Raw genomic sequence first — 18527 nt, 5'->3', positions numbered from 1 at the left:
CGGGTTCCGTACCCGCACCACCGGCGCACGCCGCCAGGCCGGCGCACGCCGTAGCACCGGACGCGGGGACGGCTCGCTGACGGTGGACCGACCATGAGGGCTGGCACGGTGATCCAGGCGTGCGGCAAACCACGCCACCCTCATGGTCGACTCAGAGGCAGCGGCGCACCGCGGCGGCGGCCAGTAGGTCAGGGAGTGGTGCGGCGGGCAGCCGCTCGGGCGACAAGAGTGCCGAGGAGCCGGCCGAAGTCCAGCCCGGCCGCCTGCACGGCAAGTGGCAGTAGCGACGTCTCCGTCATGCCCGGCGAGACGTTGACTTCCAACACGTGCGGCTCACCGGCGGCGTCCACGATCACGTCTACCCGCGAGAGGTCCCGCAGACCGAGCGCGGTGTGCGCGGCGAGGGCCACGTCGGCGACAGTGGCGGACACCTCCGGGTCCAACCGGGCCGGAGCGTGCCAGGTGGTCCGTCCCGCCGTGTAGCGGGCGGCATAGTCGTACACGCCGTTGCGGGGCACGATCTCCACCGGCGGCAGCGCCTGCGGTCCGTCGCCGAGATCGACAACGGAGACCGCCACGTCCATGCCGGGCACGTACCGCTCGACGAGCGCTGTCGAGTCGTACGCGAAGCAGCCGACCATCGCGGCGGGCAGCGCCGCGGCGTCCCGCACCACCGCGCCACCCAGCCCCGACCCGCCCTGGGCGGGCTTGACCATCAGGGGCAGGCCGAGTCGGTCGACGATCCGGTCCAGTACGGCGACAGCGCCCAGCTCGGAGAAGCGGTCGTGCGGCAGGGCCACCCAGTCCGGTGTGGGAATGCCGGCCTCGCGGAGCACCGCCTTGGCCGAGGGCTTGTCCCAGGCGACCCGGGAGGCGCGGGCGTCGCAGCCGACGTACGGGACGTCACACAGGTCCAGCACGCCGCGCAGTGAGCCGTCCTCGCCGGTGGCTCCGTGCAGTGCGATGACGACGGCGTCCGGCGGGTCGGCGGCCAGCGCGGGGAGCAGTGCCGCGTCGGCGTCGCGCAGCTCGGCTTCCACCCCGACGGCGCGCAGCGCGTCGAGCACTCGTCGACCGGAGCGCAGTGAGACGTCCCGTTCGTAGGAGAGCCCACCCGCGAGCACCACGACGCGCAGGTCGGTGGGGGCGGCGGAATCGGTCACGAGGAGGCGCTCAGTGGCGGTCGTACCCATGCCGGCATCATGCCAAGTCGGGCCCTGGCACGTCGGAGCCGGCCTGGCCGCGTCGGCCTGCGGCGCCGCCCACGGCACCGAAGACCCGGCGCATCGCGATCTCCTGCTCCATCACACCGGCGAGCCGGCGGACGCCCTCGCGGATCCGCTCCGGAGGCGGGAAGCTGAAGTTCAGCCGCATCGCGCCGGTGCCGGTGCCGTCGGCGTAGAAGCCGGTGCCGGGCACGTAGGCGACCCGAGCGGCGACGGCGCGCGGCATCATCGCCTTCGAGTCGAGGCCCTCGGGCAGGGTGGCCCACACGAAGAGACCGCCGGCCGGCGTGGTCCAGCTGGTGCCCTCCGGCATCAGGTCGGCCATCGCGTCGAGCAGCGCGTCGCGGCGCTCCCGGTAGACCTCGCGATAGACCTTGAGCTGCTGCCGCCAGGGCATCGTGCCGAGGTAGGTGGCCACGGCGGTCTGGGCGTAGACGCTGGGGCAGAGGATCTGGGCCTCGCTGGCGATGACGAGCTTGTCGCGGACCGCGTGCGGGGCCAGGATCCAGCCGACGCGCAGCCCTGGCGCGAAGGTCTTGGAGAAGGTGCTGAGGTAGAAGACCCCGTCGCGGCGACGGGCCCGCAGAGGCACCGGCGCGTCACCCTCGAAACCCAGCTGACCGTACGGGTCGTCCTCGACGACGAGCAGACCGGCGCGTTCGCAGATGTCGAGCACTCGTTCCCGGCGCTCCTCGCTGAGCGTCACGCCGGCCGGGTTCTGATAGGTGGGGATCGTGTAGAGGAACTTCACCCGCCGGCCCGCGCGGGCCAGATCGGCGATGGCGGTTTCCAGCGCCTCCGGGATCAGCCCGTCCGCGTCCATGGGCACGTGCACAACCTGTGCCTGGGCGGCCTGGAACACGCCGAGCGCACCCACGTAGGTCGGACCCTCGGCCAGCACCACGTCACCGGGGTCGAGGAAGAGCCGGGCGACCAGGTCGAGGGCCTGCTGCCCGCCGACGGTGACGACGACGTCCTCCGGGGAGGCGCCGCACGCGGCGTCGATGCCGGAGAGCGCCATCACCTCGCAGATGCGCTCGCGCAGATCGAGGGTGCCCTGACCGATGCCGTACTGAAGGGTGGTCACGCCGTGCTCGGAGCCGAGCCGGCCGAGCATCTCGCCGACCGCGTCCAGCGGAAGGGCGGCAATATACGGTGCGCCACCTGCGAGCGAGACGACCTCTGGACGACTGGCGACCGCGAACAGTGCTCGGATCTCCGAGGCGGTCATCCCGCGTACCCGCCGGGCGTACCGGTCGGTGTAGTCGTCAAGAGTCGTGCCGGTCATGACCTCACCTCGATCGCTGCTCGGGTGGCTACCGTCCCGGGTACCCCATGCACCGATGACCATGGCGGTGGGACACCGATTGTCGATCCTAGTCCGCCAGGGCCACGTCGCAGGCCTGCCGAGAAGGATCGACCACATGGCGGACCGTCGTCCGGGTCGTCCCCCGGTGTGGTGGCCATCTGCGCGTCCCCTCCCGTATCGCCGATCGGCGGCGTACGATCGCTCGTCGGGGGCAGGAAGGCGGCGCAGTCGTTTCGTGCCGATCCTTCCACCGAGCCTATTGTGGGGATGCGCCATATGTCGCGACGTCTGGTCAGCCTGACCCTCGACACGTTGGAAGACCTTCCTCGCCCGTGCCGGCAGTGCGTCTACTGGGAGCTTGATCCGGTCTCCGCCGACCGGGCCTGCGCCGCCGGCGATCCGGGCCTGGAGAAGGAGGCGTGGGTCTCCCAGACACTGCTGGAGTGGGGTTCCTGCGGCAAGCTCGCGTACGTCGACGGCATGCCGGCGGGTTTCGTGACGTACGCGCCGCCCGCCTACGTGCCCCGCTCGATGGCGTTCCCGACCTCGCCGGTCTCGGCCGACGCGGCACTGCTGATGACCGCCAACGTGGTCGCCGCGTTCTCCGGGGGCGGGCTGGGCCGGATGCTGGTGCAGGGTGTCGCCCGGGACCTGACCAAGCGGGGGATCAAGGCCATCGAGGCGTTCGGCGACGCCAAGTTCGGCGACGCGGACGACCCCGCGGGCGGCTGTGTGGCACCCGTCGACTTCTTCCTCTCGGTGGGGTTCAAGACAGTACGTCCGCATCCGCGTTTCCCCCGGCTGCGCCTTGAGCTGCGGACGGCGCTGAGCTGGAAGTCCGACGTCGAGTACGCGCTGGAGAAGCTGCTCGGCTCGATGAGCCCGGAGACCCTGCTTCGTCCGGTCCGTCCCGCCCCGGCGACCCGCTCCACCAACACCTGATCGCCGACCCGGCGGGTCAGTCGACCACAGTGCCGGCGGTCACGACGGCCCGCAGTTCGCTGACGTCCAGCGAGCCGGTCGGGACGTCCCGCTCGATCGGGTAGTACATCCGCTGTACCGCTGCCACGATCGCCTCCACGACCCGGTCGCGGAAACGGGGATCGACAAGTTGGGCGCGGTCAGTGGGCGAGGTGAGGTAGCCGACCTCGACCCGGACGGCCGGCATCCGTGTCAGCCGCAGCAGATCCCAGGTCTTGGCGTGGGTCCGGCAGTCGCGCAGCCCGGTGCGGGCGACGATCTCCCGCTGCACCAGCCCGGCCAGGCGTTCACCGGTCGCCGACGTCACACCGTTGTCGGTGCCGTAGTGGTAGGTGGCGACGCCCTCCGCCTCCGGGTTGGCGTGGCCGTCCAGGTGCAGCGAGATGAACACGTCAGCGCCCAGCGAGTTGGCCAGCAGTGCCCGGTCGGTGTCCGGCAGGCAGCTGTCCGGCGACGGGCCGCGGGTGAGCTGTACCCGCACCCCGGTCGCGGCGAGTCGCCCCTCCAGCCGGCTGGCCAGGTCATGCATCAGGTCCGCCTCCGTCCAGCGCAGCGACCCGTCGGGCACCACCATCCCCGGGTCGGTGCCGCCGTGCCCGGGATCGATGACCACCGTCTTGCCGACCAACGCCGGGCCGGACTGCCGGATGGCGTCGGACTCGCGTAGCCACTGTGGTCGGCCACCGACCACCTTGCGGCCGATCCGGCGCAGCGCGTTCATTGTGTGTGGGCCGCAGGATCCGTCGGGGGTGAGGCCGACCTCGCGCTGGAACTGGGCCACCGCCCGGGACGTCCGGATGCCGTAGATGGCGTCCGCCCGACCTACGTCGTACCCCATCTCCAGCAGCCGCTCCTGGAGCGACCGGACATCCTCGCCGGTGAGCGGGTCGGGGACCGCGTGGTAGAGGGTGCGGGCGCCGAGCCGCCAGCGGGCGGCGTCCAGGGCACGCCAGGTTTCCGCCCCGACCCGGCCGTCCACGCTGAGGCCGCGGGACTGCTGGAACGCGCGGACCGCCCGCTCGGTGGCGAGGTCGAACTCGTCGGCGTGCGGTCCGGTGCCGGTGAGCAGGTCGAGGCCGGTCAGGATGCTGCGGATCTCCGTGACCGCGGGGCCCCGGTCACCGGATCGGATCGGACGCACGGCACGACCCCCTCTGCGCAAACGCTGGCTGGCCGGGCGGCCCAGGTTCGAGGCTATGCGTTCCGGGGCGGCGAGGTGGCGTGGCCGGGAAAAACGCCGACGACGCGGCCGGAAGAACACCGAACCCCGCACCCGACGAGCGGGTACGGGGTTCGGTGGATGTTTCTGCTGGTCAGAGAGCCGACTCGATGAGCCGGACCAGCTCGCCCTTCGGCTTGGCACCGGCGATCGACTGCACCGGCTGGCCGTTCTTGAAGACGGTGAGCGTCGGCACCGACATGACCCGGTAGGCGCGGGCGGTCTCCGGGTTGTCGTCGATGTTGAGCTTGACGATGCTGACCCGGTCGCCCATCTCGGCGGCGATCTCCTCGAGCAGCGGCGACACCTTGCGGCAGGGGCCGCACCACTCGGCCCAGAAGTCCACCAGAACCGGCTTGTCGGCCTGTAGCACGTCAGCGACGAAGCTCTTGTCGGTGACCGCCTTGGTATTTCCCACTGTGCCCCTCCTCCGGGATGTGTTCCTTGTTTCAGCTGAGCGTCGCGATGAACCGTTCGGCGTCGAGCGCGGCGGCACAGCCGGTGCCGGCCGCGGTGATCGCCTGACGGTAGGTGTGGTCGACCAGGTCGCCGGCGGCGAAGACACCTGGCACGTTGGTGCGGGTGCCGGGGGCCTGGACCTTCACGTATCCCTCGTCGTCCATGTCGACCTGACCACGGAAGAGCTCGCTGCGGGGGTCGTGACCGATGGCCACGAAGACGCCTGTCACGTCCAGCACCTTCGTCTCGCCGGTGTGCACGTTGCGGACCCGTACGCCGGTGACCTTGCCGTCGTCGCCCAGGATCTCCTCGACGGCGCTGTTCCACTCGACCTTGATCTTCTCGTTGCTCAACGCCCGGTCGGCCATGATCTTGCTGGCCCGGAACGAGTCGCGACGGTGGATGATGGTGACCGACTCCGCGAAGCGGGTGAGGAAGCTGGCCTCCTCCATCGCCGAGTCGCCGCCGCCGACGACCACGATGTGCTGGTTGCGGAAGAAGAAGCCGTCGCAGGTGGCGCAGGAGGAGACGCCGTGGCCGAGGAACTCCTGCTCACCGGGCACACCCAGTGGACGCCAGGCCGAACCGGTGGAGAGGATGATGGATCGGGCCCGGTAGGGAGTCTCGCCGACCCAGACGGTGCTCACCGCGCCGGAACCGGCGTCGCCGGTGTCTACCAGCTCGACCCGGGTCACGTCGTCGGTGAGAAACTCGGCACCGAACCGCTCGGCCTGCTTGCGCATGTTGTCCATCAGCTCGGGGCCGAGGATGCCGTCGGCGAAACCGGGGAAGTTTTCCACCTCGGTCGTGGTCATCAGCGCACCACCGGACTGCACGCCCTCGATGATCAGCGGCTTCAGGTTGGCGCGTGCGGCGTAGACCGCCGCGGTGTAGCCGGCCGGACCGGAGCCGATGATGATCAGATTGCGGACCTCGTCCACTGCCGTCTCCCGATTGTGTGTGTTTCAGCGTCGGTGTGAGCGCCGGTGCTGATCCGAGTTGTCGACGCCTGGATGGGGCCGACAGCTGACTTCCAGAACGTCATCGTACGAACCGGGGATTCCCGAGACCGGCATCTGGTGGGTCAGGTCACGTGGGTGGTCATCGTGCCCATCGACCGTGGATTCACCCTACCCGCGCCGAATACCGGCTGTCCGAGCCGGACCCCGGCACTCCGCACTCCGGGCCGCTCACCCAGGCCCAGTGGGCGCCGCTCGCGTCGGTGAAACGGATGACGAGTGTCTGCTCGCCCTGGAACCGCGCGTAGTCGATCAACTCGACCGCCAGTGGGGCGGCTCCGTGCTCCGCCGCCACGTTGGCCAGGCAGGTGGTCAGTGCGGCCTCGGTGGTCAGCCGGGCCAACTGGTCGGAGCCGTCGGGCGACGGGCGTCGGTCCTCCTCGGCGTCCACCCCCGGCTGTGTGCCGGGCGTGTTACCTGTCGCCCGGCCGGAAGACGATGCGGTCCGCGCGTCGCCGAGGGTCTGCGGGGTGTAGTTCGTACCGCTGCGCAGTGCCGGCCCGGTGGTGCGGACCGGCGCGGGCGCCGCGACGCCCTCGGGCGCGTTGACCGGCTGGTGCATGGCACTGGTGCCGGAGTCGTCGCTCGCGCGCATCGACAGTTGGTTGAGGCCCAGTGCGAGCGCGCCGACGGCGAACACGGCGGCGGCCACCGGTGCGCCACGGCGCATCCAGCCGCGCCGGCGACCCGGGCCGGTGGGCTCGCGACGACCAGCACCGGCCGGTGCGCGGACGGCTGGCCGACGACCGGCGCCACCCTGCACCGGCACGATGGGCGGCGTCGCGGTGTCGCGGGGTCCGTCGACCTCGAAAGTGGCGGTGGCGTCCTCGTCGGCCGAGGTGTCCGCCGGCCCCGCATCCGCGAGCGCTGCGCTGAGACGGTCGGCGATCGTCTGCGGCATCCGCGGCGACGGCTCGGCCCAGCGGCCCAGGTCGGCACGGACCTCCGCGAGCGCGGAAGCCAGCAGCTCGTACGCCTCGGCCCAGGCCGGGTCCGTGGACACCAGCCCGGCGACCTCCTCCTGTCGCGGGGTGCCGTCCAACGCCCCGCCGAGGTAGTCAGCGAGGAGGTCGTCGTCGACCTCCCGGAACCCCTCGGTCGTCACGTGTCCTCCTGGTTGGCGTCCCGCCGGTAGCGCCCCGACCCCGATCCGACGCCCTCGGCCGGGCTCGGGTTCCCCGGCGTGACGCCCGGCACCTCACCGATCGGGCCGCTTGCGTGCGGGCGGGCCGACGGCGTCGGGGCGGTGGGGCGAAGATGCCCGAGCAGCACCGCCAGCCGGGCCCGCCCCCGGGCGCACCGGCTCTTCACAGTCCCCTCGGCGATGCCGAGGATCCGGGCGACCTCGGCGACCGGGTAGCCCTGGACGTCCACCAGCACCAGCGCTGCGCGTTGCTCGACGGGCAGCGCGGCCAGCGCCTCGCGGACCACCAGCGCGGTGTCGTGGTCCGGTGCGGGTGCGACAGGTTCGATCCCGCCGATGCCCGAGCCGTCCCCCGCGCGGTTGCCGTCCGGCAGCGGCACGGTCGGGTGGGCCTGCCGGCGACGGATCCGGTCCAGGCAGGCATTCACCACGATGCGGTGCAGCCACGTGGTGACGGCCGAGTCGCCACGGAACCGGGCAGCTGCCCGGTGCGCGGAGAGCAGCGCGTCCTGGAGCGCGTCGGCGGCCTCTTCACGGTCACCGAGCGTACGCAGGGCGACCGCCCAGAGCCGGTCGCGGTGTCTGTGGAACAACTCGGCGAAAGCATGCCGGTCACCGTCGACGTGGGCGCGCAGCAGCTCCAGATCCGAAGCTGCGGCGTGCCCGTCCATCACCACGTCCTGCGAATGCGGCGCCACGGTGGGGGTGCCAGGCTCACGACCCCTGGACCGTGATCTCCTGGATGTCGATCTGGTAGCCGCCCTCGGCGGGCGGCAACTCGGTGACCCAGAACAGCAGGTACTGGTATTTCCGGTCGGCGTCGAAACCGTCGAACGCCATGGTGGTGCCGTCGTGGTCCTCGAATGGCTGCCCGATGGCGTTCTTCGGGGTCCGGTAGTTGGCGATCACCTGCTTGTCGCCGTTGGAGGTCGACGGCGGGTTGACGGTGCCGGTGAGAAGTTGGGCGGAGGCACCACGGGCCGAGAGCACCGCCTGCACCGACTTGACGGTGTGCGGCGCGCCGAGATCCAGCCAGATCCCCATGCCCTGCTTCGTGTTGCCGAACTTGGCGGTCGTGTAGGTGTCGGTGCCCCAGCCCTTGTCCGGGTCGCCGTCGACCGCCTTTTTGGCGCCGTCCAGCTCATCGCGCACCTTGCTGTCCGGGTCGATGATCCGGACGTCCTTCACGGGCAGCTTGCGGACCACGGCGGCGGCCGGGGTGGCAGCGCCGGCCGAGGCGCTCGCCGACGGAGCGGGGGTCTGGCTGGCCTGCGGCTCCTTGTCGCCGAGCGTGCTGATCCCGATCAGCAGACCGACCAGGGCGACCGCCAGCAGGCCGGCGATGCCCACGGCGACCTTGCGACCACCGGCTGCGGCCAGCGGTGACGGCTCTTCGCCGGTCTCGGCGGCGAATCGCAACGGACCACTGTTTTCGAGGTAGTGCTCCTCCTCGGCCGGCACGTCCAGGCGGGCCAACTCGGCGGCGAGCACATCGGACGACGGCGGCGCGATCTCGGCGTCGAGCAGATCCATTGTCAGGTCGTCCAGGTACGCGGGCACGCCCGCCCGGACCTGACGTGGCGCCGCGATGCTGCCCCCGGCGTCGCGAACGGCGTCCGGGATGGCGGCACGGCCATGACCGGCGGTGGCACCGTGCAGGGGTGCTTCGGCGTGCGGCCAGGAGCCGGTCAGGGCGAAGTAGAGGATGCCGCCGACCGCCCGGATGTCGTTCTCCTGGCTGTCGGCACCATCGGTGCGCGCGTCGGCCAGGACCACGCGACCCTCGTCGCTGATCATGACGGTGCCGGGGTGGACGTTGCCGTGCACCATGCCGGTGGCGTGCACCGCGGCGAGCGCGCTCGCGACGGCGTTGCCGATGGCGGTGGCGCGGGCCGGATCCAGTGGGCCGTCGGCCGCCAGGTCGCGCAGGGACTGCCCGTCGACCCACTCGCGCACCACGTACGCCCGCTCGGCCTCGTCGATCGCGTCGTAGACGCCGACCAGGTTGGGGTGGATGACCCGGCTCGCCGCGACGGCGGCCTGGAGCATCTCGGTGGCGGAGTCGCCACCCGGGTAGCGCAGCACGACCGCGACGGGACGGCGCAGGATGACGTCGACCCCGCGCCAGACCAGCCGACCCGCGCTGTCGTTGTTGATGTGCTCAACCAGTTCGTAACGCTCGGCGAGGACTTCACCGGCCGTGGGAGCACCGAAGGTCATAACCGGAGGAGCGCTCTCGTCTGCCTCCTGACCCTCGCCGACCTGGGTCACCCGTCCTCCCTCGGTGATCGTGTCGATCGATGGACCCGAACTGCTGGGCATGTGGCTTCCCGCTCTGCCGTTGAAGGAACCGGCCGACGGTGTCGACGCGCCGCGTCGGCCCCTGCCGTACCCGTCGAGAGCGACCTTACCTGGGTTGCCCGTCTCCCCGACATGTCATCTTCCCGCCGTACCCGGCGGGTTGCCGGCTGTCGAGGAGCTCGTCCGGTTACGACCGTTGTCAGCCACGTTGCTGGCACATGTACTAGCTAATCTACGGCTTCACCGCAAGTGACCGACGCCGGGGCTGGGCTGGTGCGGCCCCTCCCCACACCTGGCATGTTCCCACCGATCGGCCCCGCACCCTCAGCCTTATGGTTGGTTATCCACAGGCTGATGCGGTGGTTGACCGGCGAATCGCGGAGTTATCCACAGGTGCGTCCCCAGCCTGGTGATCCGCTGTCACGTTCCGTGTGCGTGTCAACTTTTTGTGACCGACCGCTGGCGGTCAGCGACCGAGACGGCGGCGGACCATGCCGACCACCTCGGTGATCTCGCTGATCCGCAACAGCATGGCCAGACCCAGGTAGGTCCCGCCGATCACCGCGCCACCGATCACGAGCTGGATCGCCGCCTCGAGCCAGCTCGGCCTGTCGCCACCCGGCAGGAGGGCGATGACCAGCCATCCGACCAACGACGCGCCGAGAGCGGCGACCACGACCCGGCCCAGGGTGCGCATGATGGCGCCCAGCCCGATCCGGCCGACCCGGGGCCGGAGCAACCAGGCGGAACCAACCGCCGCGGCCAGGTAGGAGACCGCGTTGCCGATCATCATCCCGGCCGCCGCGAAGTGCGCGGCGAACGCGGCGAAGAGCACGACCTGTACGCCGACCCGCAGCGCCACCACCGGAATGTTGATCAATGCTGGGGTGCGGGTGTCAGGTAGCGCGTAGAAGGCAAAGGTGAAGAGCTGACTGATCGCGAACGGCACCAGGGCGATCGCGGCGGCCAGCAGGACTGTGGACGTGGCAGTCGCGTTCTCGGCGCTGAACGCGCCGTACCGGAAGACCACCACCGAGATCGGGGTGGCCAGCACGGCGTAGCAGACCGCGATCGGCGCGAGCACCGCTGTCACCATCCGGACACCCCGGGAGAGGTCCGCGGTGACGTCGTGGAACCGCCCGTCCGCCGCCGCGGCGGCCATCCGGGGCATCAGCGCGGTGATGATCGAGACGGCGATGATGCCGTGCGCCATCATCAGCAGCAGGAAGACGTTGTTGTAGATCAGGATGCCGGCCTGGTCCGTGCCCGCGGCCCGGGTGAGCAGGTTGACCACAACGAAGAGACCGAGCTGGTTGACCGCCACGTAGCAGAACATCCAGGCGCCGAGCTGGGCCAGCTCGCGCAGCCCCAGCTCGCGGAAGTCGAACCGCCACCGCCAGCGGAAGCCGACCTTGCGCAACGCCGGCAGCAGCCCGGCGGTCTGCACCGCCACACCGAGCAGGGTGCCGCCACCGACGAGCAGGATCCGGCCGGCGCCCATCTCCGACGGCTGTAGCCCCTTCGCCCCGTACACCAGGATGTAGAGACCGAAGACGCCGATCACCACCAGGTTGTTGAGGATGGGTGCCCACATGGGCGCGGCGAAGTGGCCCCGCGTGTTCAGCACCGCGGCGATCAACGCGCTGACGCCGGTGAAGAACAGCATCGGCAGGACCAGCCACGACAGGCGCGTGATCAGGTCGGTGTAGGCCGCGTCCTTGCCGCTGGCGTAGATGGCGGTCAGCCAGGAGGCCGATGCCACGGCGATCAGGGCCGCCGCGGCCAGCGCCAGCACCGCGAGGGTGAGCAGCCGCTGGGCGTACGCCTCGCCCCGGTCCGCGTCGCTCTTGCGCCGACGGACCAGCACCGGGATCAGCACGCTGGTCAGCACCCCGCCGAGCAGGAACTCGTACACCTGGTTGGGGAGGAAGATGGCGGTCGTATAGGCGTTGCCGATCAGGTTGCCGAGGGCGGCACCGATCATCAGGTTCCGGACGAAGCCGGTGCCCCGACTGACCAGACTGCCCACCGCCATGACCGCGCTGTTGGCGGCGGCGCTGGTCTCGCCGACGACCTCGGGCGGGGGCGCCGTGGCCTCCACCCCGGGCTGGTTCAGTGGCTCCGCGGAGATGAAGATCGCCCCGTCAGCCGGCGGCACGTTACCGTCCGGCGTGGCGTTGGCGCTGCGGTAGAGCCCGCCGCTCACTCCAGCCTCCCAGGGGTACGTCGGGTCGGACACCGACCCGCACGCCACAGACCATAGTCAACCCCCACCCGTTACCCACGCCCGGCGGATCGGATCACACCCCGGCCCGATAGGCTGGCGATCCCATGTCCGAAGCCTCCGCTCCTCACGCCGCCGACCGCCGCGAACTCACCGCCGCGCAGCGCAACGCCGTCGCCGAACTGCTCCGGGTCTCCCCGGTCGCCGACGAGTTGGGCCGCCGGTTCGTCCGCGCCGGTCACGAGTTGCACCTGGTGGGCGGTTCGGTGCGGGACGCGCTGCTCGGCCGGCTCGGTGACGACCTCGACTTCTGCACCGACGCGCACCCCGACGAGACGCTGCGGATCATCAAGGGCTGGGCCGAGTCGATCTGGGAGACCGGCAGGGAGTTCGGCACCATCGGCGCTCAGCGCGACGGCCTCCGACTGGAGATCACCACCTTCCGTGCCGAGTCGTACGACCAGGTCAGCCGCAACCCGGTGGTGGTGTACGGCACCAGCCTCGACGAGGATCTCAAGCGGCGCGACTTCACGATCAACGCGATGGCGGTCAGCCTGCCGGAGCACCGGTTCACCGACCCGCACGGCGGGTTGGACGACCTCTCGGCCAAGGTGATCCGCACGCCGAGCACCCCTGGTGAGTCGTTCGGCGACGATCCGCTGCGGATGCTGCGGGCCGCCCGGTTCGCCGCGCAGTTGCGCTTCGCCGTCCACCCGGACGTGCACCGGGCGATGAGCGAGATGGCCGCCGACCTGGACCGGATCACCGCCGAGCGGATCCGCGACGAGTTCACCAAGCTGCTCTGCGGCGCGGACCCGATCACCGGGCTGCGGCTGCTCGTCGACACCGGCCTGGCCGAGCGGTTCCTGCCGGAGTTGACCGGTCTGAAGCTGGAGATCGACGAGCACGCGCAGCACAAGGACGTCTACGAGCACACCCTGACGGTCGTCGAGAACGCGGTCTCCTACGAGGAGGACGGCTGCGACTTCATCCTGCGGATGGCCGCTCTCCTGCACGACGTGGGCAAGCCGGCGACGAAGGCGGTCGGGCCGGACGGTCGGGTCAGCTTCCACCACCACGAGGTGGTCGGCGCCCGGCTGACCAAGGCCCGGATGAAGGCGATGCGCTACCCCAAGGACGTCACCGCGCAGGTGACCGCGCTTGTCGCGCTGCACCTGCGCTTCTACGGGTACGGGCGGGGCGAGTGGACCGACTCGGCGGTGCGTCGCTACGTGGCCGATGCCGGTGACCTGCTGCCCCGGCTGCACAAGCTCACCCGTTCCGACTGCACGACCCGTAACCGGCGCAAGGCCGCCCAGCTCGCGGCGGACTACGACGCGCTGGAGGACCGGATCGCCCGGATCGCGGCCGAGGAGGACCTGGCCCGGGTCCGCCCCGACCTGGACGGCAACGCGATCATGGCGCTGCTCGGCGTACCGCCGGGGCCGGTGGTCGGACGAGCCTGGAAGCACCTCAAGGAGCAGCGCCTCGAACAAGGCCCGCTGGATCGCGACGCCGCCGAGGCGGAGTTGCTGCGCTGGGCCCGTGCCGAGGGCCTGATTTCCTGACGTTCCGGGCTCGCGGGCCAGGCCCTGCGATGATCGACTCGGTTTCGTTGAAGTCGCGGTGTCCCGGCACGGCGGATGGCCCGATTTCCAGGAAGCCGAGTGGATCCTCCCGGCGTGCCGGCGGGCGGGCCCGCCCCGGCGTGCCGACGGGCGTCACCCCCGAACCGGGAGCGACGCCCGTCGCGTACGCCGTCAGCGGGTCTCGACGGCCGTCCCGTCCACCGACGCGCCATTGCCGGCCGATGTGCCGTTGCTGGCGGGAGTCGACGCGGAGCCGAGCCGCGCGAGCAGACCGGCCAGGTCGATCCCGGTCAGGTCGCTGCCGAGCTGGAGGCCCTGGGCCACGTTGCCGGCCACCGACTTGGTCAACGACGACGCACCGTCGGTCGAGATGACCGTCATCTTGTCGATCGCCCCGATCGGCGCGCTGGCCGCCTCCACCACCTGCGGCAGCACCTTCACCAGCAGGTCCAGTACCGCTGCCTCCCCGTACGCGGCGAACGCCTCGGCCTTGCGCGCCATCGCGTCCGCCTCGGCCTCGCCCCTGGCCAGGATGGCCGCAGCCTCGGCCTGACCCTCCCGCTCCACCGCCTCGGCGATCGCGGAACGGCGGCGCTGCTCGGCCTCACCTTCCTTGGCGCCCTCGATCGCGTTCGCCTCGGCGAGTGCGGCACGTCGGGCCCGCTCGCCCTCACCGGTGAGCCGCGCCTGCTCGGCGGAGGCCTGTGCGGCGGCGATCACGGACTGCCGCTGCGCGTCGGCGTGCAGCACCGCCGCGGCGCGGGACGCCTCGGCCTCCTGCTCCACCTTGTAGCGGGCCGCGTCGGCGGGCTTGCGTACCTCGGTGTCGAGCTGGCGCTGCTTGAGTTCGGCGTTGCGCTCGGCGACCTTCTGCTGCTCGGAGAGGATCGCCTGGTCCCGCTCCGCCTGGGCGAGCGGCCCGGCGGCGGCGGACTTCGCCTTCGCCGCGTCGATCTCGGCCTGGATGCCGGCCTGCTTGAGGGCCAGGTTGCGGTTGGCCTCGGCGATGGCCTCCTCGGCGAGCAGCCGTTCCTGCTCGGCCTGCTGGCGGGCCCGCGCCTCGGCGATGGCCGCGTCCTTGAGCACCCGGGCGGCCTCCGGCCGACCCAGATCCTGTAGGTAGGAACCCTCGGCGAGGATGTCCTGGAGCTGGAACGTGTCAAGCACCAGACCCTGGTTGGTCATCGAGTGCTCGGCCTCCTCGGCGACCGCGTTGGCGAACGCCGCCCGGTCCCGGATGACCTCCTCGACGGTGAGCCGGCCGACGATCGAGCGCAGCGCGCCGGCCAGCACCTCCCGGGTGAAGTTGTCGATCTCGGCCTGTTGGTGCAGGAACCGCTGGGCGGCGGCCCGGATCGCGTCCTCGGTGCCGCCGACCTTGACGATCGCCACGCCGTGCAGATCGGCGCGGATGCCCTGCTTGCTCACCGCGCCCCGGATGCCGACGTCGATCCGCCGGCTGGACAGGTCGAGCGACTGGAGCTTCTGCACCACCGGCAGCACGAAGACCGAGGCGCCCAGCACGACCTTCTGCCCGGAGTTGTCGGTCGACCGGCCGCCGTCGGCGGTCTGGGTGGTGCGGCCCTTGCGGCCGGTGACGATGAACGCCTCGTTCGGCCCGGCCACCTTGATCCGGGAGAGCACGAAGAGCACCAGGATGAGCGCGAGGAGAACCGCGCCACCGATGGCGATGAGCAGGCCCATGGAGAAAGTCCCGTCTACGAGGAGGAGATCAGTAGGTCTCGACGTGCACGCTGGTCTCGCTGAGCGCCTGCACGACGAAGACCTGGGCGCCGATCGGTATCGGTTGGTCCGCGCGGGCGCTGAGCTTGACCGGTTGGCCGGCGAGGCGTACCCGGACCTCGCCGTAGCCGTCGGCCGGCACCGGGGTGACGACCAGGCCGAGCGCGCCGACCAGGTCGTCGCGGGTGGGGGTGGGATCGGTGCGCATGTTGCGCGCCGCCCGGCTGAGTCGGGACGCCAGCCAGCCGGTGGGCACGGCCGCGAGCACGCCGCCGACCGCCGCACCGGCGATCATGCCGGGGGTACGCGCACCGAGCAGTTCGTTGACGATGGCCCCACCGAAGCCGAACGCTCCGGCGAAGCCGGCAACCGTTTCGACGGAGATCGGACCATCCACGTCGGCGTGCCCGAATTGGAGCAGTTCGGTGCCGAGTAGGGCGAGCGCGAGCACCCCGATGCCCGCCCCGCCGATGATCAGAAAGATGAGCGTCCCCGTTGCCACGACCTGCACGGTATCGACGCCGCGCAACGCGGACCGGCTTCTGTGGGCGGGGTCCGCCAGGGGTCGCCCGGGTCGGGGAGAATGGGGTGATGCGTTGGACAGTGCTCGACTCCCCGATCGGCGAGTTCTCCTTCGCCACCGATGGCACGAGCGTCTGCGGCACCCACTTCGGTCGGGTCGAGGTCGCCACCGAGGAGCCCGACGACGCACTGTCCCGGCAGGCCGTCGCCGAGCTGCGGGCCTACTTCGCCGGCGAGCTGACCGCGTTCACCGTCCCGGTGTCGATGCCGCGCGGCTCGGACTTCGAGCGGGCCGTGTGGCGGGAGATGACGGGCATTCCGTACGGCGAGACACTGACGTACGGCGAGGTGGCACGCCGGGTCGGTGACGCCGGGGCGGCTCGGGCGGTGGGCGTGGCCTGCAACCGCAACCCGGTGCCGGTGATCGTGCCGTGTCACCGGATCGTCGGCGCGGGCGGCAAACTGGTCGGCTTCGGTGGCGGTCTGCCCCGCAAGGTCACGCTGCTGGAGTTGGAGGCCGCGGTCGCCCTGCGCCACGCCTGGTCCTGACCGCTCGCGGTCGGTCAGCCCGCCAGATGCGGGACAAACCCCGACTATCAACCTACCGGTCGATGTGGATACGTCGCCGCAACGGTCATGATCGAGCGTCGTTTCCACTTTCGCGGGGGTACTCATGACCGAAAACCAGGACAAGACCGTCGGCCGGCGTCAGCTGCTGCGCCGCGCGGGCACCGTGGCCGCCGGCGTCGCCGGCACCACAGTGGTCGGTGCCGCCGCCGCCGGCTCGGCCCAGGCCGACCCTGGTCAGCCGGTGGTCCAGGCCGCCAACAACGTCGTCACCGGCGGCGGCACCACCGCGCTGGTCAACCCGGCGAAGGGGCCGACCCTGCGGCTGGAGAACACGAACAGCGTGGTCGACGGCAAAATCAAGTTCACCGGCCCGGCACTCCAGCTGGCGCCCAGCGGTGACCTGCTGAACACCGAATCCCCGATCGGCTCGATGGGCGTGGACAAGGACGGCAACTTCCAGGTGGTGTCCGTCAAGGACAGCGCCAACAACTCCATCACCGATTACGTGCACACCACCGGCAACTCGAACCGGATCGTGCCGATCATCCCGCAGCGGGTCATCGACACCCGTGATGCGTCATTGCGCGCCCGGATCCAGAACGCCTCGTCGACCACCCTGGATTCGGAGGGCCGTCTGCGTGGCGGCCAGACGATCCACGTCCTGCTTGAGGACTACGTCTACTACGGTGACGCGCTCTTCGGCATCGTCACCGCGACGACCGCGGTCAACGCGGGCTTCCTGCAGATCTTCCCCTACGACACCCCGCGTCCGGCGAGCTTCTCATCGCTGAACTACGCTGCCAACCAGGTCAACTCGAACGCGTTCGTGTCAGGCATCGGCGAGTCCGCCGACTACATCTCGATCTACGCGCTGCAGACCACGCACGTCGTCCTCGACGTCACGGCGTTCGTGATCGGCTACGGCACTGTCAACCCGGACATCCTGCCGTTCCCCACTGACGGTGCGGCGCGCGGCGCCAAGTCGCTTGCCGACCGCAGGGCGGAGCGGGCGGCCAAGGCCAAACAGGGCAAGCCGAGCTGGGAGTAACCCACCGCCGTACCGTCGGCGAGGCACCGAACGCGGCGAGGGCCGGGTCCCAACGGACCCGGCCCTCGGCCGTACCTGGTGCTCAGCGGGTCAGCGCTCGACCTCGCCGGCGATGAACTCCTCGACGGCCTGGTGGGCGTCGTGGTCGGCGTACTGCACCGGCGGGGACTTCATGAAGTACGACGAGGCCGACAGGATCGGGCCGCCGATCTTCCGGTCCAGCGCGATCTTCGCAGCCCGGACCGCGTCGATGATGACGCCGGCCGAGTTCGGAGAGTCCCACACCTCGAGCTTGAGCTCGGCGTTCAGCGGGGTGTCACCGAACGAGCGGCCCTCCAGGCGGATGTACGCCCACTTGCGGTCGTCCAGCCACGGCACGTGGTCCGACGGGCCGATGTGCACGTCGCTCTTGCTCATCTCGTGCGGGATCTGCGAGGTGACCGACTGGGTCTTCGAGATCTTCTTCGAGACCAGCCGCTTGCGCTCCAGCATGTTCATGAAGTCCATGTTGCCGCCGAAGTTGAGCTGGTACGTGCGCAGCAGCTCGACGCCGCGGTCCTCGAAGAGCTTCGCCAGCGCGCGGTGCACGATGGTGGCGCCGACCTGGCTCTTGATGTCGTCACCGACGATCGGCAGGCCCGCGTCGGTGAACTTCTGGGCCCACTCCGGGTCGGAGGCGATGAAGACCGGCAGGGCGTTGACGAACGCGCAACCGGCGTCGATCGCGGCCTGGGCGTAGAACTTGGCGGCCTGCTCGGAGCCCACCGGGAGGTAGCAGACGACGACGTCGACCTGCGCGTCGCGCAGCGCCTGCGCCACGTCGACGGGAGTCGCGTCGGACTCCTCGACGATCTCGCGGTAGTACTGGCCCAGACCGTCGAAGGTCGGACCGCGCTGCACGCTGATGCCGGTCGGCGGCACGTCGCAGAGCTTGATGGTGTTGTTCTCGCTGGCGACGATCGCCTCCGCGAGGTCCATGCCCACCTTCTTGGCGTCCACGTCGAACGCCGCGACAAACTCGACGGAGTTGACGTGGTAGTCGCCGAAGGCGACGTGCATGAGACCCGGGACGCGGTCGTTCGGGTCGGCATTCCGGTAGTACTCGACGCCCTGAACAAGGGACGAGGCGCAGTTACCCACACCGACGATGGCGACGCGGACGGAGCCCATAGC

Annotated in this window: 16 protein-coding genes; 4 read left to right on the top strand and 12 right to left on the bottom strand. The window is 70.7% G+C overall.

The genetic code is table 11. The annotated features are described in order from the left end of the window. Nucleotides 1-188 precede the first annotated feature (188 nt). Together AB0A95_RS08735 and AB0A95_RS08730 are read right to left on the bottom strand one after the other, a co-directional pair. Nucleotides 189-1193, bottom strand: a complete 1005-nt coding sequence (locus tag AB0A95_RS08735; protein ID WP_357555013.1) for a D-alanine--D-alanine ligase — start codon at nucleotides 1191-1193, stop codon at nucleotides 189-191. 7 nt (nucleotides 1194-1200) lie between these two features. Continuing rightward, complete coding sequence (locus tag AB0A95_RS08730; protein WP_357555012.1) at nucleotides 1201-2514, bottom strand: PLP-dependent aminotransferase family protein; 1314 nt, start codon at nucleotides 2512-2514, stop codon at nucleotides 1201-1203. Between the two features lie 297 nt (nucleotides 2515-2811). Here AB0A95_RS08730 and AB0A95_RS08725 point away from each other — a divergent pair, with 297 nt between their 5' ends. Continuing rightward, nucleotides 2812-3477: a GNAT family N-acetyltransferase gene (locus AB0A95_RS08725; RefSeq protein ID WP_357066114.1), complete on the top strand. Its 666-nt coding sequence runs from the start codon at nucleotides 2812-2814 to the stop codon at nucleotides 3475-3477. A 16-nt stretch (nucleotides 3478-3493) separates the two neighbouring features. Here AB0A95_RS08725 and AB0A95_RS08720 read toward each other — a convergent pair whose 3' ends face one another. The 7 genes from AB0A95_RS08720 to murJ all read right to left on the bottom strand — a co-directional run bounded on the left by AB0A95_RS08720 (nucleotide 3494) and on the right by murJ (nucleotide 11864). Beyond that, a complete protein-coding gene (locus tag AB0A95_RS08720) occupies nucleotides 3494-4657 on the bottom strand; it encodes an N-acetylmuramoyl-L-alanine amidase (protein ID WP_357555011.1) in 1164 nt (387 codons plus the stop codon). Nucleotides 4658-4829: 172 nt separating this feature from the next. After that, the gene (gene trxA / locus AB0A95_RS08715; RefSeq protein WP_357555010.1) at nucleotides 4830-5153 is read right to left on the bottom strand and encodes a thioredoxin; all 324 of its coding nucleotides are present in this window, start codon (nucleotides 5151-5153) and stop codon (nucleotides 4830-4832) included. A 31-nt stretch (nucleotides 5154-5184) separates the two neighbouring features. Next, on the bottom strand, nucleotides 5185-6135 hold the full coding sequence (trxB, locus tag AB0A95_RS08710; RefSeq protein ID WP_357555009.1) for a thioredoxin-disulfide reductase: 951 nt from the start codon (nucleotides 6133-6135) through the stop codon (nucleotides 5185-5187). A 184-nt stretch (nucleotides 6136-6319) separates the two neighbouring features. Further along, complete coding sequence (locus AB0A95_RS08705) at nucleotides 6320-7318, bottom strand: hypothetical protein (RefSeq protein ID WP_357555008.1); 999 nt, start codon at nucleotides 7316-7318, stop codon at nucleotides 6320-6322. Next, nucleotides 7315-8028: an RNA polymerase sigma factor SigM gene (sigM, locus tag AB0A95_RS08700; RefSeq protein WP_357555179.1), complete on the bottom strand. Its 714-nt coding sequence runs from the start codon at nucleotides 8026-8028 to the stop codon at nucleotides 7315-7317. The genes AB0A95_RS08705 and sigM overlap by 4 nt, the downstream gene beginning before the upstream one ends. Before the next feature lie 43 nt (nucleotides 8029-8071). Continuing rightward, entirely contained in the window at nucleotides 8072-9679 is a 1608-nt protein-coding gene (locus tag AB0A95_RS08695) for a protein kinase family protein (RefSeq protein ID WP_357555007.1), read from the bottom strand. 445 nt (nucleotides 9680-10124) lie between these two features. After that, the gene (murJ, locus tag AB0A95_RS08690; RefSeq protein WP_357555006.1) at nucleotides 10125-11864 is read right to left on the bottom strand and encodes a murein biosynthesis integral membrane protein MurJ; all 1740 of its coding nucleotides are present in this window, start codon (nucleotides 11862-11864) and stop codon (nucleotides 10125-10127) included. 125 nt (nucleotides 11865-11989) lie between these two features. Between murJ and AB0A95_RS08685 the strand changes: the two genes are divergently transcribed. Further along, a complete protein-coding gene (locus AB0A95_RS08685; protein ID WP_357555005.1) occupies nucleotides 11990-13450 on the top strand; it encodes a CCA tRNA nucleotidyltransferase in 1461 nt (486 codons plus the stop codon). Between the two features lie 192 nt (nucleotides 13451-13642). On the opposite strand, the gene AB0A95_RS08680 is transcribed toward AB0A95_RS08685, so the two are convergent. Both AB0A95_RS08680 and AB0A95_RS08675 read right to left on the bottom strand, forming a co-directional pair. Continuing rightward, a complete protein-coding gene (locus AB0A95_RS08680; protein ID WP_357555004.1) occupies nucleotides 13643-15175 on the bottom strand; it encodes an SPFH domain-containing protein in 1533 nt (510 codons plus the stop codon). 28 nt (nucleotides 15176-15203) lie between these two features. Further along, on the bottom strand, nucleotides 15204-15725 hold the full coding sequence (locus AB0A95_RS08675) for a hypothetical protein (protein ID WP_357555003.1): 522 nt from the start codon (nucleotides 15723-15725) through the stop codon (nucleotides 15204-15206). An 80-nt stretch (nucleotides 15726-15805) separates the two neighbouring features. Between AB0A95_RS08675 and AB0A95_RS08670 the strand changes: the two genes are divergently transcribed. Continuing rightward, nucleotides 15806-16285, top strand: a complete 480-nt coding sequence (locus AB0A95_RS08670) for a methylated-DNA--[protein]-cysteine S-methyltransferase (protein WP_357555177.1) — start codon at nucleotides 15806-15808, stop codon at nucleotides 16283-16285. Nucleotides 16286-16409: 124 nt separating this feature from the next. Continuing rightward, nucleotides 16410-17354, top strand: a complete 945-nt coding sequence (locus AB0A95_RS08665; protein ID WP_357555002.1) for a hypothetical protein — start codon at nucleotides 16410-16412, stop codon at nucleotides 17352-17354. Between the two features lie 90 nt (nucleotides 17355-17444). Here the strand turns inward: AB0A95_RS08665 and AB0A95_RS08660 are convergent, their stop codons facing one another. Further along, nucleotides 17445-18524 (bottom strand): inositol-3-phosphate synthase, encoded by a 1080-nt coding sequence (locus AB0A95_RS08660; RefSeq protein ID WP_357066083.1) that lies wholly within the window; start codon nucleotides 18522-18524, stop codon nucleotides 17445-17447. Nucleotides 18525-18527: the final 3 nt, after the last annotated feature.

Origin of the sequence: Micromonospora sp. NPDC049230, assembly GCF_040647875.1 — a bacterium.
Lineage (GTDB): Bacteria > Actinomycetota > Actinomycetes > Mycobacteriales > Micromonosporaceae > Micromonospora.
Note: the sequence above shows the minus strand (reverse complement) of the source record. Positions and strands in the feature narration are given on the sequence as shown.

Bases quoted from the DNA above. Each gene is read 5' to 3' on its own strand.
- AB0A95_RS08670 (WP_357555177.1), top strand. From the start codon at position 15,806: ATGCGTTGGACAGTGCTCGACTCCCCGATCGGCGAGTTCTCCTTCGCC.
- AB0A95_RS08730 (WP_357555012.1), bottom strand. From the start codon at position 2,514: ATGACCGGCACGACTCTTGACGACTACACCGACCGGTACGCCCGGCGG.
- AB0A95_RS08660 (WP_357066083.1), bottom strand. From the start codon at position 18,524: ATGGGCTCCGTCCGCGTCGCCATCGTCGGTGTGGGTAACTGCGCCTCG.
- AB0A95_RS08725 (WP_357066114.1), top strand. From the start codon at position 2,812: ATGTCGCGACGTCTGGTCAGCCTGACCCTCGACACGTTGGAAGACCTT.
- AB0A95_RS08695 (WP_357555007.1), bottom strand. From the start codon at position 9,679: ATGCCCAGCAGTTCGGGTCCATCGATCGACACGATCACCGAGGGAGGA.
- AB0A95_RS08735 (WP_357555013.1), bottom strand. From the start codon at position 1,193: ATGGGTACGACCGCCACTGAGCGCCTCCTCGTGACCGATTCCGCCGCC.
- sigM (WP_357555179.1), bottom strand. From the start codon at position 8,028: ATGGACGGGCACGCCGCAGCTTCGGATCTGGAGCTGCTGCGCGCCCAC.
- AB0A95_RS08665 (WP_357555002.1), top strand. From the start codon at position 16,410: ATGACCGAAAACCAGGACAAGACCGTCGGCCGGCGTCAGCTGCTGCGC.
- AB0A95_RS08685 (WP_357555005.1), top strand. From the start codon at position 11,990: ATGTCCGAAGCCTCCGCTCCTCACGCCGCCGACCGCCGCGAACTCACC.
- AB0A95_RS08680 (WP_357555004.1), bottom strand. From the start codon at position 15,175: ATGGGCCTGCTCATCGCCATCGGTGGCGCGGTTCTCCTCGCGCTCATC.